Annotated in this window: 19 protein-coding genes; 5 read left to right on the forward strand and 14 right to left on the reverse strand. The window is 72.3% G+C overall.

The features are described from left to right. Positions 1–32: 32 nt before the first annotated feature. Positions 33–1,097, reverse strand: coding sequence for a hypothetical protein (locus tag OQ02_RS28140; protein WP_051772887.1), 1,065 nt, complete (start codon positions 1,095–1,097; stop codon positions 33–35). After that, positions 1,090–1,824 (reverse strand): helix-turn-helix domain-containing protein, encoded by a 735-nt coding sequence (locus OQ02_RS41365; RefSeq protein WP_156077350.1) that lies wholly within the window; start codon positions 1,822–1,824, stop codon positions 1,090–1,092. The genes OQ02_RS28140 and OQ02_RS41365 overlap by 8 nt, the downstream gene beginning before the upstream one ends. 112 nt (positions 1,825–1,936) lie before the next feature. Here OQ02_RS41365 and OQ02_RS28150 point away from each other — a divergent pair, with 112 nt between their 5' ends. Together OQ02_RS28150 and OQ02_RS28155 are read left to right on the forward strand one after the other, a co-directional pair. Beyond that, complete coding sequence (locus tag OQ02_RS28150; RefSeq protein ID WP_081915998.1) at positions 1,937–3,199, forward strand: serine hydrolase domain-containing protein; 1,263 nt, start codon at positions 1,937–1,939, stop codon at positions 3,197–3,199. A 10-nt stretch (positions 3,200–3,209) separates the two neighbouring features. After that, the gene (locus OQ02_RS28155; RefSeq protein WP_033441612.1) at positions 3,210–4,190 is read left to right on the forward strand and encodes a PHP domain-containing protein; all 981 of its coding nucleotides are present in this window, start codon (positions 3,210–3,212) and stop codon (positions 4,188–4,190) included. Here OQ02_RS28155 and OQ02_RS28160 read toward each other — a convergent pair. After that, on the reverse strand, positions 4,187–5,191 hold the full coding sequence (locus OQ02_RS28160; protein WP_033441613.1) for a radical SAM protein: 1,005 nt from the start codon (positions 5,189–5,191) through the stop codon (positions 4,187–4,189). The genes OQ02_RS28155 and OQ02_RS28160 overlap by 4 nt on opposite strands. Before the next feature lie 217 nt (positions 5,192–5,408). Here OQ02_RS28160 and OQ02_RS28165 point away from each other — a divergent pair, with 217 nt between their 5' ends. The 3 genes from OQ02_RS28165 (at position 5,409) to OQ02_RS28175 (ending at position 7,503) form a co-directional block, all read left to right on the forward strand. After that, on the forward strand, positions 5,409–6,044 hold the full coding sequence (locus OQ02_RS28165) for a sensor histidine kinase (protein ID WP_033441614.1): 636 nt from the start codon (positions 5,409–5,411) through the stop codon (positions 6,042–6,044). A gap of 4 nt (positions 6,045–6,048) precedes the next feature. Further along, complete coding sequence (locus tag OQ02_RS28170) at positions 6,049–6,723, forward strand: response regulator (protein WP_033441615.1); 675 nt, start codon at positions 6,049–6,051, stop codon at positions 6,721–6,723. A 156-nt stretch (positions 6,724–6,879) separates the two neighbouring features. Next, positions 6,880–7,503, forward strand: coding sequence for a helix-turn-helix transcriptional regulator (locus OQ02_RS28175; RefSeq protein ID WP_033441616.1), 624 nt, complete (start codon positions 6,880–6,882; stop codon positions 7,501–7,503). A gap of 35 nt (positions 7,504–7,538) precedes the next feature. Here OQ02_RS28175 and OQ02_RS28180 read toward each other — a convergent pair whose 3' ends face one another. The 11 genes from OQ02_RS28180 to OQ02_RS44170 form a co-directional block, all read right to left on the reverse strand. Next, on the reverse strand, positions 7,539–8,843 hold the full coding sequence (locus OQ02_RS28180) for a hypothetical protein (RefSeq protein WP_033441617.1): 1,305 nt from the start codon (positions 8,841–8,843) through the stop codon (positions 7,539–7,541). Positions 8,844–8,958: 115 nt separating this feature from the next. Next, entirely contained in the window at positions 8,959–12,183 is a 3,225-nt protein-coding gene (locus tag OQ02_RS40270; protein ID WP_037329648.1) for a DUF11 domain-containing protein, read from the reverse strand. A gap of 3 nt (positions 12,184–12,186) precedes the next feature. Beyond that, a complete protein-coding gene (locus OQ02_RS28190; RefSeq protein WP_156077351.1) occupies positions 12,187–13,008 on the reverse strand; it encodes an NADase-type glycan-binding domain-containing protein in 822 nt (273 codons plus the stop codon). A gap of 626 nt (positions 13,009–13,634) precedes the next feature. Further along, a complete protein-coding gene (locus OQ02_RS28195) occupies positions 13,635–14,150 on the reverse strand; it encodes a phage tail protein (RefSeq protein ID WP_033441618.1) in 516 nt (171 codons plus the stop codon). Beyond that, positions 14,147–16,090, reverse strand: coding sequence for a putative baseplate assembly protein (locus OQ02_RS28200; RefSeq protein WP_033441619.1), 1,944 nt, complete (start codon positions 16,088–16,090; stop codon positions 14,147–14,149). The genes OQ02_RS28195 and OQ02_RS28200 overlap by 4 nt, the downstream gene beginning before the upstream one ends. After that, positions 16,087–16,500 carry a GPW/gp25 family protein gene (locus tag OQ02_RS28205; RefSeq protein ID WP_033441620.1) on the reverse strand — a complete coding sequence of 138 codons (414 nt, stop codon included), beginning with the start codon at positions 16,498–16,500 and terminating at the stop codon, positions 16,087–16,089. The genes OQ02_RS28200 and OQ02_RS28205 overlap by 4 nt, the downstream gene beginning before the upstream one ends. A gap of 1 nt (position 16,501) precedes the next feature. Further along, the gene (locus tag OQ02_RS28210) at positions 16,502–16,783 is read right to left on the reverse strand and encodes a PAAR domain-containing protein (RefSeq protein WP_033441621.1); all 282 of its coding nucleotides are present in this window, start codon (positions 16,781–16,783) and stop codon (positions 16,502–16,504) included. 12 nt (positions 16,784–16,795) lie between these two features. Next, positions 16,796–18,610 carry a VgrG-related protein gene (locus tag OQ02_RS28215; protein ID WP_033441622.1) on the reverse strand — a complete coding sequence of 605 codons (1,815 nt, stop codon included), beginning with the start codon at positions 18,608–18,610 and terminating at the stop codon, positions 16,796–16,798. Beyond that, positions 18,600–19,358, reverse strand: a complete 759-nt coding sequence (locus OQ02_RS28220; protein ID WP_033441623.1) for a CIS tube protein — start codon at positions 19,356–19,358, stop codon at positions 18,600–18,602. Before OQ02_RS28220 ends, OQ02_RS28215 begins: the two co-directional genes overlap by 11 nt. A gap of 4 nt (positions 19,359–19,362) precedes the next feature. After that, positions 19,363–19,794 (reverse strand): phage tail protein, encoded by a 432-nt coding sequence (locus OQ02_RS28225; RefSeq protein WP_033441624.1) that lies wholly within the window; start codon positions 19,792–19,794, stop codon positions 19,363–19,365. 5 nt (positions 19,795–19,799) lie between these two features. Then, on the reverse strand, positions 19,800–20,519 hold the full coding sequence (locus tag OQ02_RS44170) for a hypothetical protein (protein WP_231500261.1): 720 nt from the start codon (positions 20,517–20,519) through the stop codon (positions 19,800–19,802). Positions 20,520–21,532: the final 1,013 nt, after the last annotated feature.

Genomic DNA, 21,532 nt, shown 5'->3' on the forward strand with positions numbered 1-21,532 from the left:
CCACTCACCCTACCGATGGGTACCGGAATGCCCTACCGCCTGGTCCCGGGTAGTGCCAGCCGGACCAACGCCTGGCGGACCTCCTGCGGCTCGGCGATCCGCCGCCACGCCGGATGTCCGTCCGGCATCAGCTCAAGGGCCTTCCTCAACCGCTTGCGGTCTTTGTCCCGGCTCATACGCCTCATGGCGCGGAACGCACCCGCGTTCAGCGCGATCCGAGCGAGGATGGCGACGTCCTCACGATGGCGGTCGGGGTCCCTGGAGTCGACCACGGAGGCCACGGACTTGGCGACCAGCGCACCCAGGAGGTTCGGGCGGCGCACGAGGCCGGTGCGATCACCCAGCCGCACGGGAAGTCGTTCGCTCCGGATCAACGCCTGGTTCCCGCCAGGCATCTCGACCCCGCGACGACCCGTCGCAGTGGTCGGGATCCGGTGCTGTCGGCCGAGTTCCTCGGGCACGAGCAGGTCGATGCTGGCCGTGTCACGCCGGTACCGGTAGCCGTATCCGTCACCGGTGACGTCCTCCTTGAACCCGCGCTCCGTCAGCAACGCGCTCGCCTCGCGCAGTGCGTCGCGATCGAGCCAGACGCCGAGGACGATGTCCCCGTCGGTGGTCGCCCGCGGAATGGCTTCTCCGTGTTCGACGCTGATCAGCGCCACCATCTGGCCGCCGATGAGCGACCAGTGGCAATCCAGCCCGTCTTCGAGGTCGAGGATGGTCGACCACGCCGCTTCCTGGGGCCGTGTCATCGCCGGTAGTACGACCGGATCCCGCACCACGTCCACGACCCGAACGGGCAGTTCCTTCACCAGTTTCCGCCACACCGCGATGTCGGCCATGCGGACCGCCGGTGGCGACACCACAAGCCGCTTGAGCGGCTCGATGACAGGTGCCTTGGCGTCGAATGCGATCGGCGCGAGGCGGACGCGCCGGACAACGGCATCCAGCGCCTCGACGACATGCTCCACGTCCGCGATCGCCGTGTCGGCTTCTGCCGCCCGGAGCGCGGTGTCGAGGCGGGCACGAGGTTCACCGCTGACGACCTCCAGTGCATCGAGCACCTCGCTGCTGCCCGCCGGCAGTTCGTCAGTCACGCGGACCAAGCCCTCCTGCCACCAAGCGGAGAAGAGTTCCGAGCAGGCGTGTCCCCGCGCTTCTCGTCCTGGTGTCATCGCTGTCCAGGAGGTCCACGGCGGCCACCAGCCGAGGGACGGCAGACACCCCGTCGACCACCCGGGCGGTGCGCTGGTGCCAGTCCGAACCGCTGTCTTCGACGTGCAGGACCAGGTTTCCGCGCCCTGACCCGACCAGGAAGAACTCGTCGACGAGCCGGCCCACCTCGGAGCTGCCCACGTAGACCTCGGCCTCGTCCGCGAACGACAGCCCGAGGTCGTACGGTGCCGCCGCGCTGATACCACCGGCCACCACAGCGCTGTCCGCGAGCAACTCGGCGATGTCGGCATCGGCGATGCGGTAGCGCGCGACCGAAGCCCGCTTCCGCATCCACCACCGGTAGACGTCGACACCGTCTGCGGCATGTCCGGCCAGCCGGGTTCTCAACCGAGACCGCTCACTGCTCGCGAGCCAGGGCGTGGCCTGCCCGTCCGACAACGCCGCCGCACCCCACGCGCTCCTGCGCGACAACGGACGACCACGAGCCGAGGCGGCCATGTCGAGCCGGCGCGTCACCGAATCGTCGTCGACGACCCACTGGGATCCAACCCGCCGACCGGTGAGGCCGCCTTCCTTGAGCAGTGCCCGGACACGCGAAGGGTTCAGGTCCAAGCGCTGTGCCGCTTCCCGCACGCTCAAGCCAGCCACGTACACAAGGGTAGCGGACCCGATATAGAAGTGCTAGTTCAGCCGCTGCCCCGGCTCGGCGCCCTACCGACTGAGGAATCCCTACTCACGTGTCGTGGCTCACCGTGGTGGCATGGGTGCGACAACCGCCGCACCTGGAGGGTCGATGACGGTCGAGGGCAGCTGCGCCGACGAGTTCGCCGAGGTCCGTGCCGAGTTCGAGCGCAACTTCGCCGAACGCGGTGAAGTGGGCGCGGGCGTGCACGTGACGGTGGACGGCGAGACCGTGGTCGACCTGTGGGGCGGTGACGCGGGCGGTCGGCCTTGGACGGAGGACACGATCACGCACGTGTGGTCGTGCACGAAGGGCGCCACGGCGTTGTGCGCGCACGTGCTGGCGTCACGGGGTGAGCTGGACCTTGACGCGCCGGTGACGAGGTACTGGCCGGAGTTCGGGCAGAACGGCAAGGCGGACGCGCTGGTGCGGCACCTGCTGGCGCACCAGGCCGGGTTGACCGCGTGGCGTGAGCCGGTGCCGCCGGGCGGGATGTTCGACTGGGGGCTGATGACGGACCTGCTGGCCCGGCAGGAGCCGTTCTGGGCGCCGGGCACTCGGCACGGCTACCACGCGTTGACGTTCGGGCACCTGGTCGGCGAGGTCGTCCGCAGGGTCTCCGGTGCGTCGCTGGCCGAGTTCTTCGAGAAGGAGGTGTCCGGTCCGCTGGGGCTGGACTTCTGGCTGACGTTGCCGGAGGACCTGGAGCCGCTGGTCGCACCGACCATCCCGGCCGACCGGGGCGGCACGCTGCCGAAGCTGTACGTGGCGGGGATGACCCGGCCCGAGTCGATGCAGGCCCTGCTGCTGACGAACAGCGGCGGGTACGTCGCCGCGTCGAACACGCGTGAGGCGCACGCGGCGCAGTTCGGGGCGGTCGGCGGGATGAGCAACGCGCGCGGCCTGGCGCAGATGTACCGGCCGCTGGCGCTGGGCGGCGAGTACAACGGGGTGCGGCTGGTCGCCGACACGCAGATCCCGGTGATGTCGTCGGTGGTGTCGGCCGGGCACGACGAGATGCTGCTCGCGCCGACCCGGTTCTCGCTGGGGTTCATGAAAGCGGTCGACAACCACTACCTGCCCCCGGAGGAACGGGGTGCGCTGATGTCCGAGGACGCGTTCGGGCACTCGGGGATGGGCGGCTCGCTCGGGTTCGCGGCGCCGGAGTCGCGGATGTCGTTCGGGTACGCGATGACCCGGATGGGCCAGGGCGTCGGCGTCAACGAGCGGGGCCAGTCCCTTGTGGACGCCGTGTACCGGGCACTCGGCTACCGCCAGGCCCCCGGCGGCCTCTGGTTCCGCACGGGGTCCGAGCGCGCGTCACCGCACCGGGCGGAGTAGACAGGACGTCGTGGATCCGCTCTGGGCATTGCGACAGGTGGCGTTCCAGCTGGAGCGCGCGGGTGAACCCACCTACCGGGTGCGCGCGTTCCGCAACGCGGCGCAGGTGGTGGCCGCGCTGCCGGACGGCGAGGTGGCGAAGCGGGTCGCGGCGGGCACGTTGACCGACCTGCCCGGCATCGGCAAGGCCACCGCCGGGGTGATCGCGGACGCGGTGTCCGGGCGTGAACCGGCCTACCTCGCGAAGTTCCGGGAGCCGGTGGTCGGCGGGCAGGCGCTGCGCGCGCTGCTGAAGGGTGACTGCCACACGCACTCGGACTGGTCGGACGGCGGCAGCCCGATCCGCGAGATGGCCGAGGCGGCCCGCGACCTCGGGCACTCGTGGATGGCGCTGACCGACCACTCACCCCGGCTGACGGTGGCCAACGGCCTGTCCGCCGACCGGCTGCTCGAACAGCTCGACGTGGTGGCGGAGCTGAACGCCGAGCTGGCGCCGTTCCGCGTCCTCACCGGGATCGAGGTGGACATCCTGGACGACGGGTCGCTCGACCAGCGGCCCGAGTTGTTGGAGCGGCTGGACGTGGTGGTCGCCAGCGTGCACTCGAAGCTGCGGATGCCGGCGCCGGAGATGACCCGGCGGATGGTCGCGGCGGTGTCCAACCCGCACGTCGACGTCCTCGGGCACTGCACCGGGCGGCTGGTGGTCGGCAAGGGCCGGCCCGAGTCGACGTTCGACGCGGAGGCGGTGTTCTCGGCGTGCGTCGAGCACGGCACCGCGGTGGAGATCAACTCGCGGCCGGAGCGGCGCGACCCGCCGGAGCGGTTGCTGCGGTTGGCCCTGGAGCTCGGGTGCTCGTTCTCGATCGACAGCGACGCCCACGCGCCGGGGCAGCTGGACTGGCTCTCGTACGGGTGCGAGCGGGCCGAGGAGTGCGGCGTGACACCGGATCGGGTGGTCAACACCAGGGAAGCGGCCGAGCTGCCGGTCTAACGGCCGGCGGTGGCGGTGCGCGAGACGCGGGACGCCCGGACGAGGTGGCCGTACCAGGGGATGAGAGGCCCGGTGCGGCCGTCGACCAGGCGTTGCCACGTCTCCCGGCACAGGGCGAGGAACGGTGCGGCGTCCCAGCTGCCCGCGAGGTCCGCCAGCGGTCGGTCCAGGATGTTGCCCAGCCCGTAGCGGCGGTCGAACCCGTAGGACACCGGCACCGCCGCGCCGTTCGACTCGATCACCAGCGGGGTCAGCCACCGGCCCAGCGGCTGCGGCTCGTCCACCGGCACCGCCATGAAGGCTTCCGGTTTGCGGGCCAGCATGGTGCGCGGCACCGCGTCGAGCTGGACGGCGAGGCCGTGCTCCTCGGCGATCCGGCCCAGTTCCACCGCCGCGTAGGCGAGTTCGACCGCGTCCGGGCGTTCGCCCGCCATGAGCCGGTTCGCGGCGCCCTCGGGTTCGAGCGGGTGTACCTGGAGCAGCAGGGCGCCGGACTGGGCCGCGGCGAGCGCCACGTCGCCCAGCTGGGTGGCGTTGCCCTGGGTCAGGGTGGTGATCACGCCGACCGGGATGCCCGCCTCGGTGAACCTGCGGATGCCGGCGAGCGCCTTGTCGAAGCACCCTTCCTGGCCCCTGATCCGGTCGTGCGTCGACCGGTCGCCGTCCAGCGACACGGCCACCAGGTCGACCAGCCCGCGCACCAGCCCGATCCGGCGCTGGGTCAGCGCGACCGCGTTCGTCGTGACGGTCGTCCGCATCCCCGCCGCACGGGCCGCGCGCAGCAACGCGGGCAGTTCCGGGTAGAGGAACGGTTCGCCGCCGGACACGTTCAGCACGTCGTACCCGAGTCCGGCCGCGTCCCGCACCACGGTGGACAGCACCGCGATCGGAACCGATTCAGCGACGTCCGGGCCGGAGCTGGAGTAGCAGTGCCGGCAGCGCAGGTTGCACAGCCTGGTCGGGTGCACCTGCAGTACCGCCCGGCCACTCGTCTGCCCCATTCCACGCCCTCCTGTGGTCCTCGCTATCCGTATGGAGCACGGTCGGGCCGCCGTGATACGTCGTTCCGTCACCGCATTCGGGTTTCGTTACCTCCAAAGGTGGAACATCGTCGAGGTTTGAAACGGGATGTGCGGGCAGGACGACTTCCCCTACAGGCGAGGCGGCCCACCGTCACGGCGAGGCAGCCCGCGCGCTCACCCACTTGGGGGAGGGGACATGCGCCGCGAGTTCATCGTTCCCGCCGACGCCGCCGACGAGGCGAGGCGCCGGTTGCTGCGGGACCTGCACGACGGTCTGGGTCCGTCGCTGGCCGCGATCGCGCTGGGGTTGCGCGCGGCCCGGCAGCTGGTCGCCCACGACCCGGCATCGGCCGGGCTGCTGCTGGCCCGGCTGGAGGAAGAGGCGCACACGGCGGTCGACGAGATCCGCAGGCTGGCCTCCGGCTCCTACCCGGCGGTGCTGGCGCGGCTCGGTCTGGTCGGCGCGGTGCGGGCGCACGTGGCGTCGTTGACCGACCGGCACCCGGTGCGGGTGGACGTGCGGTGCGGTGACCTGCCGGAGTTACCGGTGTCGGTGCAGGTGGCGGCGTACCGGATCATCTGCGAGGCGTTGACGAACGTGGTGCGGCACGCCGGTGCGCGGTGCTGCCTGGTGGGGCTGCGGTTCGACGGCTGCCTGCGCGTGGAGGTCGTGGACGACGGTGTGGGCGCGGTGCCGGAGCAGGGCGACGGGGTGGGGCTCAACTCGATGCGCGAGCGGGCGAACGAGGTCGGCGGCACGTGGCGGATGGAGCTCTCCGCCGAGGGCGGCACGGTGGTCGTGGCGGACCTGCCCGTCGTGGGCGGGGTGTGACGGGATGACCCCGTTACGGGCGCTGGTCGTGGACGACCACCCGCTCTTCCGGTACGGGCTGGCCGCCGCGCTGGCCGCCGCGCCGGACCTGGACGTCGTCGGCGAGGCGTCGGGCGGCGGGATGGCGGTGTCCATGGCCGCGTCGCTCCGCCCGGACGTGGTGGTGATGGACCTGAACATGCCGGACCTGGGCGGGGTGGAGGCGACGCGGCGGATCGTGGCGCACGACCCGTCTGTGCGGGTGCTGGTGCTGACCATGTTCGACGACGACGAGTCGGTGTTCGCGGCGATGCGCGCGGGCGCGTTGGGCTACCTGCTGAAGGCGGCCCGGCCGCAGCAGATCGTGCGGGCGGTGCGGTCCGTCGGCGAGGGTGAGGCGATCTTCAGCCCGGCGATCGCGGTGCGGCTGCTGGCGTTCTTCGGCAGCGCGCCGCCGGAGCGGGTGGAGGCGTTCCCGGAGCTGACCACGCGGGAGCGGGACGTGCTGCGGCTGATGGCCGACGGCCGGGGCAACACCGCGATCGCCCGATCGCTGGTGCTCAGCCCGAAAACGGTGCGCAACCACGTGTCGAACATCCTGCGCAAGCTCCACGTGGCCGACCGCGCCCAGGCCGTGTCCCGGGCGAAGCAGGCCGGTTTGGGCGATGCGCCGGGACACATCGGGACGCAGCGCCCGTAGTGCCGGGACACCCCGGGTGGCGACGATGGCGACAGGGTTATCGGAGCACTAGGCGTTATCGGAGCACTAGGTGTTATCGGAGCACTAGGTGTTATCGGAGCACTGGGCGTTATCGGGAGTACGGGGTTATCCGGGGCACGAGGGCGGGAGCACGAGATGAACGCAGAGCAGGTCGCGGTCGCCCTGCACGCGACGGATTCCATCACCAGGGCCGGGGTCACCGCCGCGCTGCGGTCCCGGCCGGAGATCAGGCTGGTCGACCAGGACGAGCCCGCGCCGGTGGCGTTGGTCGTGCTGGAGCGGCTCGACGGCGAGGCGCAGCAGCTGCTGCGCAGGCTCCAGGCGCCGGGCAGCGCGGGCATCGTGCTGGTGGCGGGCGACATCGCCGACCCCGAGCTGCTGAACGTGGTCAGCAGCGGGGTGTCCGCGGTGATCCGCCGGTCCGACGCGACGCCCGACACGTTGGTGCGCCTGGTGAAGGCCACCGCGGCGGGCCAGGGCGCGCTCCCGCCGGACCTGCTCGGCCGGCTGCTGGACCGGGTGTCCCGGTTGCAGCGCAACGTGCTCAACCCCAACGGCTGGACCATGGCCGGCATGTCCGACCGGGAGACCGAGGTGCTGCGGCTGATCGCGGACGGGTTCGAGACCCGGGAGATCGCCGAGAAGCTGTGCTACTCGCAGCGCACGGTCAAGTCGATCCTGCACGACATCACCAACCGGTTCCAGCTGCGCAACCGGGCGCACGCGGTGGCGTTCGCGCTCCGCGAAGGTCTGATCTGATCCGACCTGATCCGACGTGGTCACAGCGCCAGTGGTCACAGCGCCCGGCCGGAGAAGGACACCGAGGGCTTGCAGTTGCCCTTCTCCGCCGGGTTCTGGCAGCTCACCAGCACGACGATCTTCTCGCCCTTCTTGAACCGCAGCGGCTCCACGTAGTGCAGGTCGTGGTCGCGGAAGTTGGCCAGGCCCAGGTCCAGCAGCACGCTGCGGGTGCCCTCGACGTCGCGCACGACCCGGACCGTCCCGGTGTCGCCGCGCGGGTTCTGCAGCACGATGTCGCTGATCAGCAGCGTCTTGTCGGCGGGCGGCGTGAAGACGAAGTCGGTGAACACGTCCGGGTTGGCCACGATCGCCGCGTCGGCGGCCACCCGGAAGTCGGTGGGGTCGCCGGGCACCTCGGCCGGCTGGTTCGGCTTCGCGGTGGGCGGCGAACCGAGGGGCGCCTGCGGGTCGAGACCGGCCGCCTTCATCGCCGCATCGGCCTTCACCTCGGCCTCCTTGGCCTGCTCCTGCGCCTGCCCGGCACCCGCCTGCGCCTCGTCGGCGGCCGTCTTGACCTGGTCGGCCTGCTGCACGGCGGCTTCCCGCGCGGCGGACTTCACCGCGGGTTGCAGCACCGTGAACCACAGCGCCGCGAGCACCAGCGCCAACGCCAGCAGCGCGATCAACGCGGGCAGCAGCCACTTGGGCAGGAGCTGCCGCTGCACCAGCATGCCCGCCGCGGCCAGCGGCGGCCCGGAGCTGGGCACCACTTCCACCCGGAACGGCCGGGGCTGCGACGGTCCGCGCAGGAACGTGGTGCGCGGCTTGGCGGTCAGCTTCACGAACGCCGCCGTGCCGGGCGCGAGCACGACGTCCGCCCGGTCGAGCTTGAACTCCAGCTCGCCGTCCGGGTCGGCCGGGTGCAGCCGCACCGCGACCGGGTGGTTGCCGACGTTGTCGATCGCCACCTCGAACTTGCCCCGCGCCCCCGCCTCCACCTTGGCGGGCACGAGTTCCGCGGACATGTCGGTGAACGCGCCGACCTCGACCACGCCCTCCTCGACGACCGACCCGTACTGGTCCTCGCGGGAGACGACCCGGATGCCGAAGGCCACCGGGCCCGCGGCGACCTCGGCGGCGCGCGGCGGCGCGAACCGCACGACCACCGAGGCGGACGCCTGCGGCACGAGGCTCACCGAGGCGGGTTCGGCGGTGGCCCAGCCGGCCGCGTCGCCCACCACGTCCACGGTGAACTCGTCCACCAGGTCCCCGGTGTTGCGCACGACGACCGTGCAGGTGACGTCTTCGCCCGGCACCACGGCCAGGCCCGTGGCGGACAGCGTCGCGGTTGCGCCCATGGCGTGAATCCTCCGGTGGTCGGGTCGGTCCTGGGACCGGCGGAAGGGTGGGACGTGGTGCGACCGGCGCTGCCCCAACGGGCAGCCCACCGGCTTCCACCGGTGGACCGGCTCGTCACCGGTTCACGAAATCGGGTGGTTGGAGAGAGCTGCGCACGACCAGGAAGTCCTTGGACCGCACCGGACCGAACGCCGGTCCGATGACCGGTGCGCCCTCCAGCTGCCGCGGTCCGATGCGGTCGTTGTGGAACACCAGGAACTGCGTGTCGAACGTGCCGTCGGCCTTCACCACGACCTCGCCGGGTGTCGGCGAGATGCCGACGGTCCAGGCCAGCCGCACCGTCGCGCCGGGCGGGAACGCCTTGCCGGTGGCGCGCGGCACGAACCCGGCCGGCCCGACGCCCGGAGCCACGGTGATCTCCGGCTGCCGCACCCGCACGGAGGTCACGGCGGTGTTGTCGGCCGCGTCGCTGTCCGGTCCGACGCCGAGCACCGAGCCGCCCGCCGTGCCGTCCACGGCCGCCTTGGCGGGCAGCGTCACCCGCACTTCGGCTTCCTGACCGGGCGCGAGCGTGCCGATCGGGCAGGTCGCGCCGTCGGCCGCGCAGCCCACGACGGCCTTCACCGGGAGCAGTTGCGGCGGCAGGGCGGTGACGACGCGGACGTCGGTCATCGGCTCGGGTGCGCCGTTGCGGACCTTGTAGGACAGCACGAGGTCGTCACCGCCGACGTAGCCCTCCAGCGGTGCCAGGGCCACGGCCATCGACAGCGAGCCGGGGTTGTCCGGTGGCCGGACCTCCTCGGCGACGGTCACCGGCACGTCGACCCGGTTGTCGCCCGGGTTGACGTCGTCGGCCAGCGACGCGCGGACGACGTGCCTGCCCGCCGTCGTCCCGGTGACGGTGATCCGGATGTCCGCGAACCCGGCGGGGGCGAGGCGGCCCAGGGCGCACGTCGTCACCGTGCACGTGCCGACGGTGGTGGTGATGCCGTCGACGCGCAGCCCGGCGGGCACGGTGATCGCCAGGTCGGCGGCGCGGGGTGCGGTCAGGCCGACGTTCGCCACCCGCAGGCGGATGGTCGTCGTGCCGCCGAACACGATGTCGGCGGGCACGGCGCTGCCGGTCACCCGCAGGTCGGGCAGGCGCTGGAACGCGGGCTGGGTCACGTCGTCCTCGTCGAGCGCGATCAGCCGCGACGCGCTCCCGCCGCTGGGCGGGACCGTCCACACCAGACTCGGGCGGTCGCCGTCGGACCGGCTGAACGCGATCAGCGCGCCGTCCGGCGACCACGCGGGGTCGGACGGGTCGCCGCCCACGACCCTGGTGGCGAGTCCACCGGCCACGTCCGCCACGCAGAGCGCGTCGGCGTGCTCGTAGGCGAGCCGGGAGCCGTCCGGCGACCACGCGGGCGCGCCGTCGTCACGGCCGCAGCCCCCGGTGAACCGGCGGGTCAGGTCGAGTTGGCGGCGGACCCGCGTGCCGTTCAGCTCGGCCAGCCAGATGTCCCGGTAGGAGTCGCCGTCCGGCGCGTAGACGGTGATGAGGGTGCGTGCGGTGACCGTGCGGCCCCGTTCGGTCGCGCTGCACGTGAGGGTCGTCAGGCCGACCGGGAACAGCGCGCCGGAGGTGGCGTCGCAGCGCACCGGGAGGGTCGCGCCGGCGGCGTTCGTCGCGGTGGCGGTGAAGGTGACCGGCACGGGGTCGCCGTTCGGGCTGGGCGTGGCGTTGCTCTCGACCACCAGGGTCGGGCCGGTGCGTCGGCTGAGGTCCAGGTGCTGCTCGTAGGGCTGGTCGGGGGTCTTGCCGTCGAACTCGAACCGGATCGTGCAGTGGACGTCGCCCAAGGCGGCGGCGCGGGACGGTCCGGGCTCCACGAACCGCACGGTCTCGGTGAACTCGACGTCGGTGCTGCCGCCCACGGTCGCCGACTCGGGCTGGAACGTGACGGACACGTTGTCCGGGCAGTCCGCCACGGGCCGGACCGTGACCGGTATCCGGGTGATGCCGTCCTCGATGGCCGCCACGATGTCGTCCGGCGACGCGCCCGCCTCGATCAGGGCGCCGTCGGTCGCGCGGGTGATCTCGGTGGCCTGGCCCTGCCGGTCCAGGCCCTCGGACGACGAGGTGATGACCGGGACGCCGACGACGTGGATGTCACGCGGTTCGGGGTCGCCGGCGCGGCTGGTCAGGTCTTCGACGACGGTGGAGCGCCGCCAGTAGGGGCCGCACTCGTCCGGCTCGTCCTGGGCGCGGAGCGAGGGGCCCGGATCCGTGGTGGGCGTCGCGGTCGCTGTGGGTGTGGGGGTGGGTGAGACGGTCGGGTTGGGCCAGGAGGGGTCGCACTCGTGGCTGCTGGCGTCACCGGCGAGCACGACGATCCGGCTGGTGCCCGGCTTGTCGAACACCTTGTACGAGCCGTCCGCGTTCGTGCCCCTGGCGATCTCGTGCAGCGCGTTGAACCAGTCCTCGGGCAGGTCGCCGCCGTTGCCGAGGTCCAGCCGGCCCAGCGCCGCCTGCACCGCCGCCGCCTCGCCCAGGGGCGCGAGCAGCCGGTAGCGGCGGTCGACGCCGTCGGTGAAGTCCTCGTAGGCGGCCAGGCCGAAGGTGGCCTCCGGTTCGGCGTCGGCGATCCTGCCCATCGCCTGGCCGAGGCTGGTGCGCAGGGCGTCGATCGTGGCGGACATCGACCCGGTGGTGTCGACCAGGAACATGATCTCGGGCTTCGCCAGGACGGGCGGCGTGCGCACGGTCGCGGTGGTGGTGAACGAGTCCTGGGTGGACGCACCGACCGTGAACGGGGTGACGCGCGGTGTGGTGGCGCGGCGGGTGTCGCGGGCGAAGGCGATCGTGTCGCCGTCCGGGGACCACGCCGGGTGGCTGTCCTCCAGCTCCATGTGCGCGGGAGTGGGGATCGAGTCGAGCACGGAGCCGTCGGACACGCGCACGATGCTGATGCCGTCGTCGTCGGTGACGGCGATCATCGTGCCGTCCGGTGACCAGGACGGCTGGCGCTCGCCTTCCCGGTCGCTCAGCGGGCGGGGGTTCGAGCCGTCGGCGTTCGCGATCAGTACTTGAGTCGGCGCGTCGCTGCCGGGGTCGACGGTGTAGGCGACGAGCGTGCCGTCCGGCGAGTAGTCCGGGTCCGTTTCCCGGGGCCGGGTGGTGTCGGTGTGCCGGCGCGGATCGCCGCCGTCCGCGTCGGTGCTCCAGAGGTCACCGGTCCGGCTCACGCCGATCCGGTACGGCGCGGTCGGGTCGGGTGGCTGCGCGGTGGCCACCGGGCGGGCGGCCACGACCAGGCCGGCCAGCAGGAGCACCACGAGCGCCAGGTGTCGCACGATTCACCTCACCGCGAAGAATTCGATCTCGGCGAGGGCGACCTCGTTGCCCCGCAACGACCGGTGCAGCTCGACCACGTGCACCTCGACGTTGGTCGCGCCCGCGCTGTTCCCGATCTTGACGCGCTGCTCGTCGGGGGTGTCGGCGACGTCGACGTCGAACGTCTGGCCGGTGGAGAAGACGAGGTGCAGCTTCTTGGGCCGGTGCGCGGCCTGGAGGTCGTCGGGGTTGCCGACCCGGATGATGGCTTCGCGCAGGTCCACCTCGCGGCCGAAGTCGAGCACGAGCGACGGTTCCGCCGGCTCGACCGGTGCGAGCCAGAAGGTGTTCTTCGCGTTGTCGGTGGCCATCAGCGGCGGGTGGTCGGGCGACTCGACGTTGGCCGTGATGCCGGTCGGGCGGACGGGGGTGAGTTCGGTGACGAAGATGCCCTTCACCTCGGTGGCGAGGGAGGTGGCTTGGGTGTTGACGAGGCTGCGGAACGACGGGACCAGGCCGTAGACGCCGATCGCGCCGAGCAGGGCGATGAGGAAGGACCAGCGGAGCGCCTTGCCGATGCCACGTCTGGCGGAACCGTGCCGGTGCCTCTTGGGGCGCGTGCCCGCCTCCAGCGGCTTGCGCTTGGGCAGGAGGCGTCGCCACCACTTCTCCGCCACCACTTCCGCCTCCACCAGCGCCGCGCCGCAGCGGGCGCAGAACTTGCGGGAGGGTGGGTTCGCTTCGCCGCACTGGCCGCAGATCAGGTCACCGGACTGGGCTGCTCGCCGTTCGGTGAGGCGCGGGCGGCGGGCGCCTGGGGTGGACTTCTGGTCGGTGGGCCGCATCGCGCCGGGCTGTAGCGGGCCGGGTTGCAGCGGGCCGGGTTGTGCTCGGCCAGGCTGTGCCGATCCCGGTTGGCCGGCGCCGGGTTGGTTCGCAGGCACGAACCCCGGCCCGGACTGACTCGGCGATGGATAACCCGAGCCAGCGTGTCCGGGTGATGGATAACCGGCCCCGCTGCCCCCCGACGCGGCTGCTCCGGGCGTGCTCGAACCGGGCGTGCTCGAACCGGGCGCGTACCGACCCGGCCCATTCAGACCCGGCCCATTCAAATCCGGCACGTTAGGACCCGGCGCGTTAGGACCGGGCGGGGGTTGCCACTGGGTGCCTCTCGGCGGCGGGACCGGCTGGTACGGCGGTCCCTGTTGCGGCACACCGCGACTCGGTAGCGGCCCGTGCCCCGCCTGACCACCCGCAGGCACGCCCGGTTGCCCGCCTGCCTGACCGCCCGGCTGACCACCAACCTGACCACCGGCCTGACCGCCCGGTTGACCACCTGCCTGCCCGCCCGGCGGCCCCGCTGCCTGCCCCGCCACGGGCTGGGCCGCAGGTTCCCATTCCAGGTACGTCCCACAAGCGCCGCAGAACTCCGCACCAGCCGCGTTGCCCTCACCGCACTGCGCGCACACGATCATGCCCCCACCACCTCCAGCTCCACCGCGACGTGCGCGGGCACCGCATCGGCGATCGCCGCGACCAGCCGGGTCCGGTCCACCTGATCGGGCCGCGGCACCCGCACCCGGACGTGCACGCGCGGCGGGTTCTCGGCCACCGCCAGGCCCGGCCGGTCGGTCGACGTGCAGCCGCCGCTGTCCCGCACCTCCACCTGCCCACCCGTCAACAGCGCCACGTGCTCGGCCAGCCCTCGCCTCGTGCCGCGCCACCGGTGCAGCTCGACGGCCCGCGCCACCAGCGCCCGCCGTTGCGGCACCGCCCAGCCCTCGCCGACGTCGAGCGCCACCCAGTGCGCCAGCCACTCCAGGAAGTCCTCCGGCGCGAGCTTCGGGTCCAGGTAGCCCGCGAACCCGTCCAGCGTGGTGAACACCGGCGCCAGCACCTCGTCCAGCGCCACCAGGAACCGCTGCGTGAACCCGTCCTCCAGGTACACGGCGGGCAGCCGATCGGCCAACGGGTGCGGGGTCGTCATCGCGCCACCCTCACCTGGTGGCCGTACGAGAACGCGAGCCCGTTGACCGGCAAGTCGAGCCGGGCCGCCGCGTTGCCGCGCTCGCCGGTGACCGGGTTCGCCCCGAACAGCTTGATCTCCTCGACCAGCTCCACCCCCGGCAGCCGTTGCAGCACGGCGAACACCTCACCTGACTGCACGGGCCGCCCGAACGGCCAACCGTCGCCGTCCGGGCCGCCGCTGACCGGGTTGAAGTAGTCGTACAACGCCTGCACGGACCGGGTCCGCAGCACGTCCTCGGGGGTACCGGCCTTCGCCTTGAGCTGCGCCACCACGGTGACCCCCTGGTAGTAGGGCGGTTCGACGGACACCCGCGCGCCGACGCACCGGCGTTCCTCCAGGAACCGCTCGATCCGGCCGCGCACGTCCGCGCTCGGCTGCAACGCGGCGAAGTCCGACTCCTCGTGCATCCCCACAGCGGGAACGACCAGCACCCGCACCGCCGCCGACCCGGGCCCGGCGGGCACGCACCGCACCCGCGCGATCTCCGGCGCGGCCTCCCGCGTCAGCACCTCGTAGTCCTCGGTCGTCACGGCACGGTCGCGCGTCCGCAGCAGCAGCGGCCCGCGCAACGCCGCGTCGCGCACCGACTCCCCCGCCACCCCACCGGACGCCGGCCGCCGGTTGGTCACCGTGCTGACGAACGGCACCGGGTCGCGCTGCACCTGCAACAGCCCGCGGGCGACGTTGCCGCGCAGCCCGCCGCCGGTCCGGTACTCGGGCACCCGGATCGCGGCCGACTTCGCCGGGATCGCCCCGTACAGCCGCACGCCGCCGCCGGGTTGCCGCACCGCCGGTCCGAAGATCACCTCGCCGCCGACCCGGTCCAGCACCACGTGCCGGTCGGCCGGCCCGGACTCGGCGAACGACCGCACTTCGCGCCACTCCTGCCAGCCGTCCGGCGTGGCGACCTCCACCACGAGCGTGCCGTCGTCCACCACGACCGGCGTGCGGGCGAGCGGGAACCGTTGTCCCGGAACGCCTTCCGACACGCCGATGGTCTCGCCGCGGACGATGTCCGCGTGGGTGGCGCTGGTCGTGCCGCCGATGGTGGCGGCGACGACGGACACCAGTCTCGGCGGACGCTGGTAGAACGGCCGGTCGGGTTCGGGCGCGACGGCACGGCACCTCAGCCACCCGGCGCGCTGCCGTGCGATGACCGACACGACGTGCGTGCGCGGCACGTGCAGCACCACGTCACCGGGCTGGTTGAAGCCGCCGGTGCTGTCGCGGTCGACCTCGCACGGGCTCCAGCCGGTGCCGTTCCACGCCTCCCACTCCCACGGCGGGTCACGCGGGTCGACGCCGCGGCCTTCCGCGTGCGCCTCGACGCGCAGGAGCACCGCGCAGCCGGGCACGGCGTCGGACAGTCCGAAGAGGACGGAGTCACCGGCCGCGGGCGGGTCGGCGAAGACCTCGGGCTCCTTGCCGTCACGCAGCTCGTCGGTGCGGTCGGCGGGCGGGATGCCGGCGTCCCCGACCGCGGTCACAAGGTGCGTCAACGAGCACGGCACGACGCTCAGCTCGCGGTCGACGGTGAACACCACCGGGTCCTCGACCTCGCTGCGCTCGGTGGCGACCTGCGCGCCCGCCGGCACCACCACCGGCACGTCACGTGGCGCGGCCAGCCAGAACGTCACCTCGCCGCGCGCCGCGGTCGGCGGGAACAGCTTCACCCCGATCAGGTCGAGGAACCGCAGGTAGTGCAGGTCGGGCACCCGGTTCAGCCGGTACAGCAGCTCGTCCACCATGTGCGCGAACGCCTCGATCAGCGTCACGCCCGGGTCGGACACGTTGTGGTCCGTCCACTCGGGACAGTGCTGCTGGACGCGCCGCTTGGCCTCGTCCACCAGGTCCTGGAACCGCCGGTCGTCCAGGTTGGGCGTGGGCAGGGACGTCATCGCACGCCCTCCTCGTCGGCCTCGTGCGGCGGGATGACGTAGAAGGGGAACACCAGGTTGCGCGGGTCGTTCGTGCCGCGCAGCGCGTACCGGATGTCGATGAGCAGGGTGCCCTGGTCGACCTCGTCGAAGCCGACGGACACGTCGGTGAGCGAGATGCGCGGCTCCCAGCGTTCCAAGGACAGCCGCACCTCGTAGGCGATGCGGCCGGCGGTGGCCGCGTCGGCGGGCGCGAACACCAGGTCGTGGATGGCGCAGCCGAACTCGGGCCGCATCGGCCGTTCGCCCGGCGCGGTGGCCAGGATCAGCCGGATGCTCTCCACGATCTCGCGCTCGCCGCCGACCAGCGCGACCGAGCCGGTGGCGTCGGTGTGCACGGGAAAGGCCAGGCCGCGGCCGATGAAGTCCACGTCACCCTCCTATGAGGACGGTCGGGCAGCCGACGACGATCGGCGCGCCGCAGCCCGCCAGGTCGCCCATCCGGGCCGCGGGCAGTCCGCCGATCAGCACGGTCGGGCAGCCGGGCGGCAGCACGGGCGTCGGCGGGTGCGGTGGCAGGCCGGGGAACGCGCACGTGTGCAGCCCGCTCACGGTGGCGGCGGGCATCCCGCCGATGAGCACGGTCGGCACGCCCGGCGGCGCCAGCACGCCCGGGTGCCCGGTCGGGTCGCCGACCCTCGCCGCTGGTGGCATCCGCCCTCCCCTTCAGTTGATCCGGACGACCGCGCCGCGCACGGTCACGGGTCCGCTCGCGGTCAGTTCGGCCTGGCCCTGGCCGGTCACCGCGACCGTCGCGCCCTCGACCGCGACCCCGGCCGTGCCGGTCGCCTTGAGCTGCGCGCCGGCCTCGATGGTCACGTCGGTCCGGGCGTTCGCGGTGATCTTCTGGCCCTTCAGCTCCAGCGGGCCGGTGCCGGCGTCGATGGTCACGCCGTTCTGCGCCTTGATCGTCACGGCCTTGCCGCTGGTCACCTCGACCACCTGGTTCTTCTGGTCGAGCTTGACCACGAACTTGCCGTCACCGCTGGAGACGACGATCCCCTCGTCCTCCACGAACTCGACCTTGTGGTGCTTGCGCGAGACGAACCCCCTGGTCACGACCTCGCCGCTGTTGCCGTCCACGGGGTCCACAGTGAGCGTGGGCGGCGCGTCCTTGCCGTTGTAGAGGCCGCCGAGGACGTAGGGGGCGTCGAAGTCGCCGTGCTCGAAGCCCACCAGCACCTCGTCGCCGACCTCGGGCAGCACGAGTCCGCCGTAGCCGTTGCCCGCGCCGGGGTGCACGGTCCGCGCCCAGCCGCTGGAGAAGTCCGCCGACAGCCACGGGTAGGTCACCTTGACCCGTCCCGTCTTCGCCGGGTCGCGCACGTCGCTGACCACGGCCGGGACCAGGCCGCGCTCGGCCGTGCCGCGCGGGCCGCCGTTGGCCAGGCCGTAGAGGGAGCGTTCCTGGCGGCCGGAGACGGTGAACTCGGTGGTGTACCCGACCTGCTCGGCGAACAGGTGCCGGGTGCTGGTGAGGGTGTACCTGCCCGCGAACGGCTCGCCGATGTTCGTCAACGCCACCGCCGTCCCCGCGCGCAGCTTGGGGTTGCCGCGCGCCACACCGGCCAACTCCGCGCACGCGCCGCCCAGCTGCGTGCCCAGGGCGGCGGCGACCGCGTTCGCCTGTGCCTGGGTGCGGTGCGTGCCGGCGGCGAGGAACGGCGGGCTGCCGAACTTCCCGGCCAACGCGAGCGGGTCGAGGCCGGCGACCTCGGTGCCCAGCGCGCTCGGCGGCTCGGCGGCCACCACCGCCTGCTTGTTCTCCGGGTCCCAGCCCCGCACCTGGACCTCGGGCACCTGCTCGGCGGCGGTGATCGCGGCGCGCAGCGACAGCAGGGTGCGGTGCATCTCCAGCACCAGGGGATTCGCCTTGGCCTTGGCGTTCGGGGCGGGCGCGGACTTGGGTTCCTCGGGGAGCTGGAACTCCAGCTTCCCCTCGACCACCGCGATCTGCGCGCCGACCAGCCCGGCGATCCGGGACAGGAACTCCCAGTCGCTGACCCCGTCCTGGCTGAGCTGGGTGTGCGGGCGGCCGAAACCCCGGACGTCGTCGATCTGCCCGACCGGGATGTCCGCCCGTTGCGCGATCTTGCGGACCACGTCGGCGATCGTCATGTTCGGGTAGGCGGCGACGCGGTGTCCGCGGAACAGCCGGTGGCCGAGGTCGTAGCCGCGGACCTCGGTGAACGTGCCGGTCGCGTCCAGTTCGACGCCGACCGCGGTGACCTCGCCGGTCATCAGCGGCTGCGGGCCGCCCGGGTCGGACGTCTGCACCTTCAGCGCGATCTTGGCGCCGATCTTGAACTTCGCCTTGCCCAGCACCACGTGGCCGGGGTCGCGGAAGCGGAGCACGAACACGTCCGGCAGGTTGCGGCTGTCGTCCACGAACGCGTGGGTGAGCAGGGACTTCACGTCGGCGGGCAGCGGGCCGCCCTCCACCTCGACCACGAGGGAGTTCGCGAACGTCTCATTGGCCATCGCGGATCTCCTCCAACGCGGGCACCAGCAGCCGTGAGCCGGGCCGCAGCCGCATCGGGTCGTCGATGTCGTTGGCCTCCGCGATCTCCCGCCACAGCTCGGCGTTGCCGTAGGCCTTGTAGGCGAGCGATTGCAGGGTGTCGCCCGCGACGAGGACGTGCGAGTCGCGGGCCGCGAGGGCGCCGGAAGTGGGGTTCTGGCCGCCTTGCTCGCCCGCGATCTCCTCCAGGTTGACCGTGCAGGTGGCGCGGACCGGGACACCGGCGGGCGTGAACAGGGTGTACTTGGCGCTGACGCTGGAGACGAACGCCGGGAAGCCCGTCATGCCGCCCCACTTGAAGATCACCCAGGGTGGCGAGCCCTTGCCCTGCTGGCGGCTGTCCTCGGTGGGCACGCAGCAGCCGAACAGCTGCTCGACCTTCTTCACCACGTCGTCGTTCATGTGCTCGGTGGCGTCGAGGAAGACTTCGAGGGTGAGCTTGCAGGGGTCCGAGCCCTTGAACTCCGGCGTGCCGCTCTTGGCCACGTTCGGTTGACGGCTGCGCTCCCACTTGGCGTTCTTGGTCAGCGAGAGTTCCTTGGGGTTGAACTGGAAGGTGATCTCGTGCATCAGGTCGCCCGGCTTCGCGGCGCCGCCGGCCTTCGGGGGGCGGTGGACGCTGAGCAGGGCCTTCTGGAGGTTCGTGGGTGCGGCGTAGCTCGTCGTCTTGCCGGAGCCCGCCGAGGTGAAGGTGATCGGGGAGGCCATGGCGTCACTTCGCCGTGCTGAGGAAGCCGTGGTGGGCGAGTTCGAGCGTTTCGGTGGCGACCTTGGGCGAGTCGGCCGACAGCTGCGGGCCGCTCCACCGCACCGGGACGACGCCGGAGAGCGCCCAACTCGCGATCACCGTGCCCGCGAGCGTGCGCGCCTCGATGATCGCGGTCTTCCGGGTGATGCCGGCCGCCATGCCCGCGATCCACTTGATGATCTTCGCGCTGTCCTTGGTGACGGGGCGGGACAGCTTGACGTTGGAGTACTTGATGCGGGTGGGCAGCTGCCACACCATCCCGTTGTTGCCGCCTTCTTCGCGTTGTTCGACGGTGAACTCGATGCCGAGCCCGTCGCAGCTGTTGAAGGAGCCGAGGCTCTCGTCGTCGATGCGCACGACGAAGCACACGGCCACCGCCTCATCCACCTCGGCCATTCCGCTCACCTCCACCGATCGGTCAACGCTCCGCGCCGTTCGCGGTCGAGCCACAGCTCGGCCTTGAGCCGGCGAACCAGGGGGTCGTAGAGCTTCTTGAGCAGTTCCTCGGGCTCCTGGCCCGGTGCTGCCTGTGCTTGTGCTTGGGCCGGTGCCTGCGCTGCCTGGCCCGGGTTGGCCGCAGCCACCTCCTCGGTGGTGGTCTGCACCGGCTCGACGGGCACGAACGTCGAAGGCCGGACTTCCCGCTGCACGAACTCGACCCGCGAGTCGACCGGGTAGTCGGCCGGGGAACCGGCCTGGGAATCGGTCGGGGCATCGCTCTGAGAGTCGAACCGGGCCACAACGGGGCGCGCGACCGCCGGACCGCGACCCTCCCCCACCACAGGCCGCCCCAACCCCAGCACCGGACGACCGGGGTCCGGACCAGCCGACACGGCGGCAGTGGGCGCGGACGCAACAGTCCGCTGCGCCACCGGCCCGACCTGATGCTGTTCGCCCAGCAACGGCCCCGTCACCTCGGTAGCGGGTTCCGCGAAGCGCTGAATCGCGACCGAACGGCCGACGATCGGCGCCCCGAGCCCACCCGCAGACGACAGGGTCGGTGCCACTTCGGTCGCGCCTTCACTCCACTGCCCGACCGGAAGTCTCTGTGCCGCAGTAACCTCGGCACCAGCAACTTCGATGCTTCGGCTGACAACCGGCGTGCCACCGAGCATCTGCATCGACGGGACGACAGCCGGTGCCGCCTCAACTGTCGGCTGCCCAACCTCCAGCCGGGCCGCAACTTCCCGCCCCGGATTCAGCCCGGAAGCCACCGCAGGCCCAGCCCCAACCGTCGAAGCCCGCCCGACTGCCAGCTGCGATGCCGTTCCCGACTGCAGTCCTGCTTCCGACTGCGGTGCCGCGCCAACCGTCGACCCAGCCACCGACCGCGATACCGCATCCAGCGTCGAGGCACCAACCAACCTCTGCGCGACTTCCGGTTCCGACCCAACAACCAACCTCTGCACCGCTCCCAACTCCGGCGCAGGCGCCAACCCCTGCGCCGCTCCCGTCTCCGGCACAGGCACCAACCCCTGCGCCGCTCTCAACTCCGGCGCAGGCACCAACCGCGATGCCGCTTCCCGCTCCGACCCAGCAACCAACCTCTGGGCCGCTCCCAGCTCCGGCAGATCCACCGACCTCTGCGCGGCTACCACCTCCGGCACAGCCACCGGTCCTTGCGCGGCTTCCGGTCCCGCCCCCGCCACCGACCGCTGTACTGCCCCCAGCCCCGGCACGTCCACCAACTGCGATGCCGCTCCCGGCCCCGGCCCAGCAACCGACCGCTGCACCGCCCCCAGCTCCGGCCCCGCCCCCAACCGCGATACCGCTTCCAACTCCGAGCCAGCGACCGACCGCTGCGCCGTTCCCAGCCCTGGCACCGTCACCAACGGCGACCCCGGCCCCGGCCTCAGCCCGGCAGCCGACCTCTCCGCCGCTCCCAGCCCTGGATCGGTCACCGACCCCTGCGCCGCTCCCGACGCCGACCCGACTACCGACCGCTGCGCCGTTTCCGACCTGTGCGCGGCTTCCGACCGCGGCTCACCGACCAACCGCTGCGTGACGTCCATCCCCGGTGCCGTCACTGACCTTGGCACCACGTCCGCCTCTGGCCCCGGCGCGGCTACCGATTCCTGCGCGGCTACCGGTCTCTGCGCGGTTGCCGGGTCCGGTGCAGCGACCGGCCTGGACG

Origin of the sequence: Saccharothrix sp. NRRL B-16314 (genome assembly GCF_000716595.1) — a bacterium.
Classification (GTDB): Bacteria; Actinomycetota; Actinomycetes; order Mycobacteriales; family Pseudonocardiaceae; genus Actinosynnema.

Bases quoted from the DNA above. Each gene is read 5' to 3' on its own strand.
- OQ02_RS28150 (WP_081915998.1), top strand. From the start codon at position 1,937: ATGGGTGCGACAACCGCCGCACCTGGAGGGTCGATGACGGTCGAGGGC.
- OQ02_RS28160 (WP_033441613.1), bottom strand. From the start codon at position 5,191: ATGGGGCAGACGAGTGGCCGGGCGGTACTGCAGGTGCACCCGACCAGG.
- OQ02_RS28165 (WP_033441614.1), top strand. From the start codon at position 5,409: ATGCGCCGCGAGTTCATCGTTCCCGCCGACGCCGCCGACGAGGCGAGG.
- OQ02_RS28170 (WP_033441615.1), top strand. From the start codon at position 6,049: ATGACCCCGTTACGGGCGCTGGTCGTGGACGACCACCCGCTCTTCCGG.
- OQ02_RS28175 (WP_033441616.1), top strand. From the start codon at position 6,880: ATGAACGCAGAGCAGGTCGCGGTCGCCCTGCACGCGACGGATTCCATC.
- OQ02_RS28180 (WP_033441617.1), bottom strand. From the start codon at position 8,843: ATGGGCGCAACCGCGACGCTGTCCGCCACGGGCCTGGCCGTGGTGCCG.
- OQ02_RS28190 (WP_156077351.1), bottom strand. From the start codon at position 13,008: ATGCGGCCCACCGACCAGAAGTCCACCCCAGGCGCCCGCCGCCCGCGC.
- OQ02_RS28195 (WP_033441618.1), bottom strand. From the start codon at position 14,150: ATGACGACCCCGCACCCGTTGGCCGATCGGCTGCCCGCCGTGTACCTG.
- OQ02_RS28200 (WP_033441619.1), bottom strand. From the start codon at position 16,090: ATGACGTCCCTGCCCACGCCCAACCTGGACGACCGGCGGTTCCAGGAC.
- OQ02_RS28210 (WP_033441621.1), bottom strand. From the start codon at position 16,783: ATGCCACCAGCGGCGAGGGTCGGCGACCCGACCGGGCACCCGGGCGTG.
- OQ02_RS28215 (WP_033441622.1), bottom strand. From the start codon at position 18,610: ATGGCCAATGAGACGTTCGCGAACTCCCTCGTGGTCGAGGTGGAGGGC.
- OQ02_RS28220 (WP_033441623.1), bottom strand. From the start codon at position 19,358: ATGGCCTCCCCGATCACCTTCACCTCGGCGGGCTCCGGCAAGACGACG.
- OQ02_RS28225 (WP_033441624.1), bottom strand. From the start codon at position 19,794: ATGGCCGAGGTGGATGAGGCGGTGGCCGTGTGCTTCGTCGTGCGCATC.
- OQ02_RS44170 (WP_231500261.1), bottom strand. From the start codon at position 20,519: ATGCAGATGCTCGGTGGCACGCCGGTTGTCAGCCGAAGCATCGAAGTT.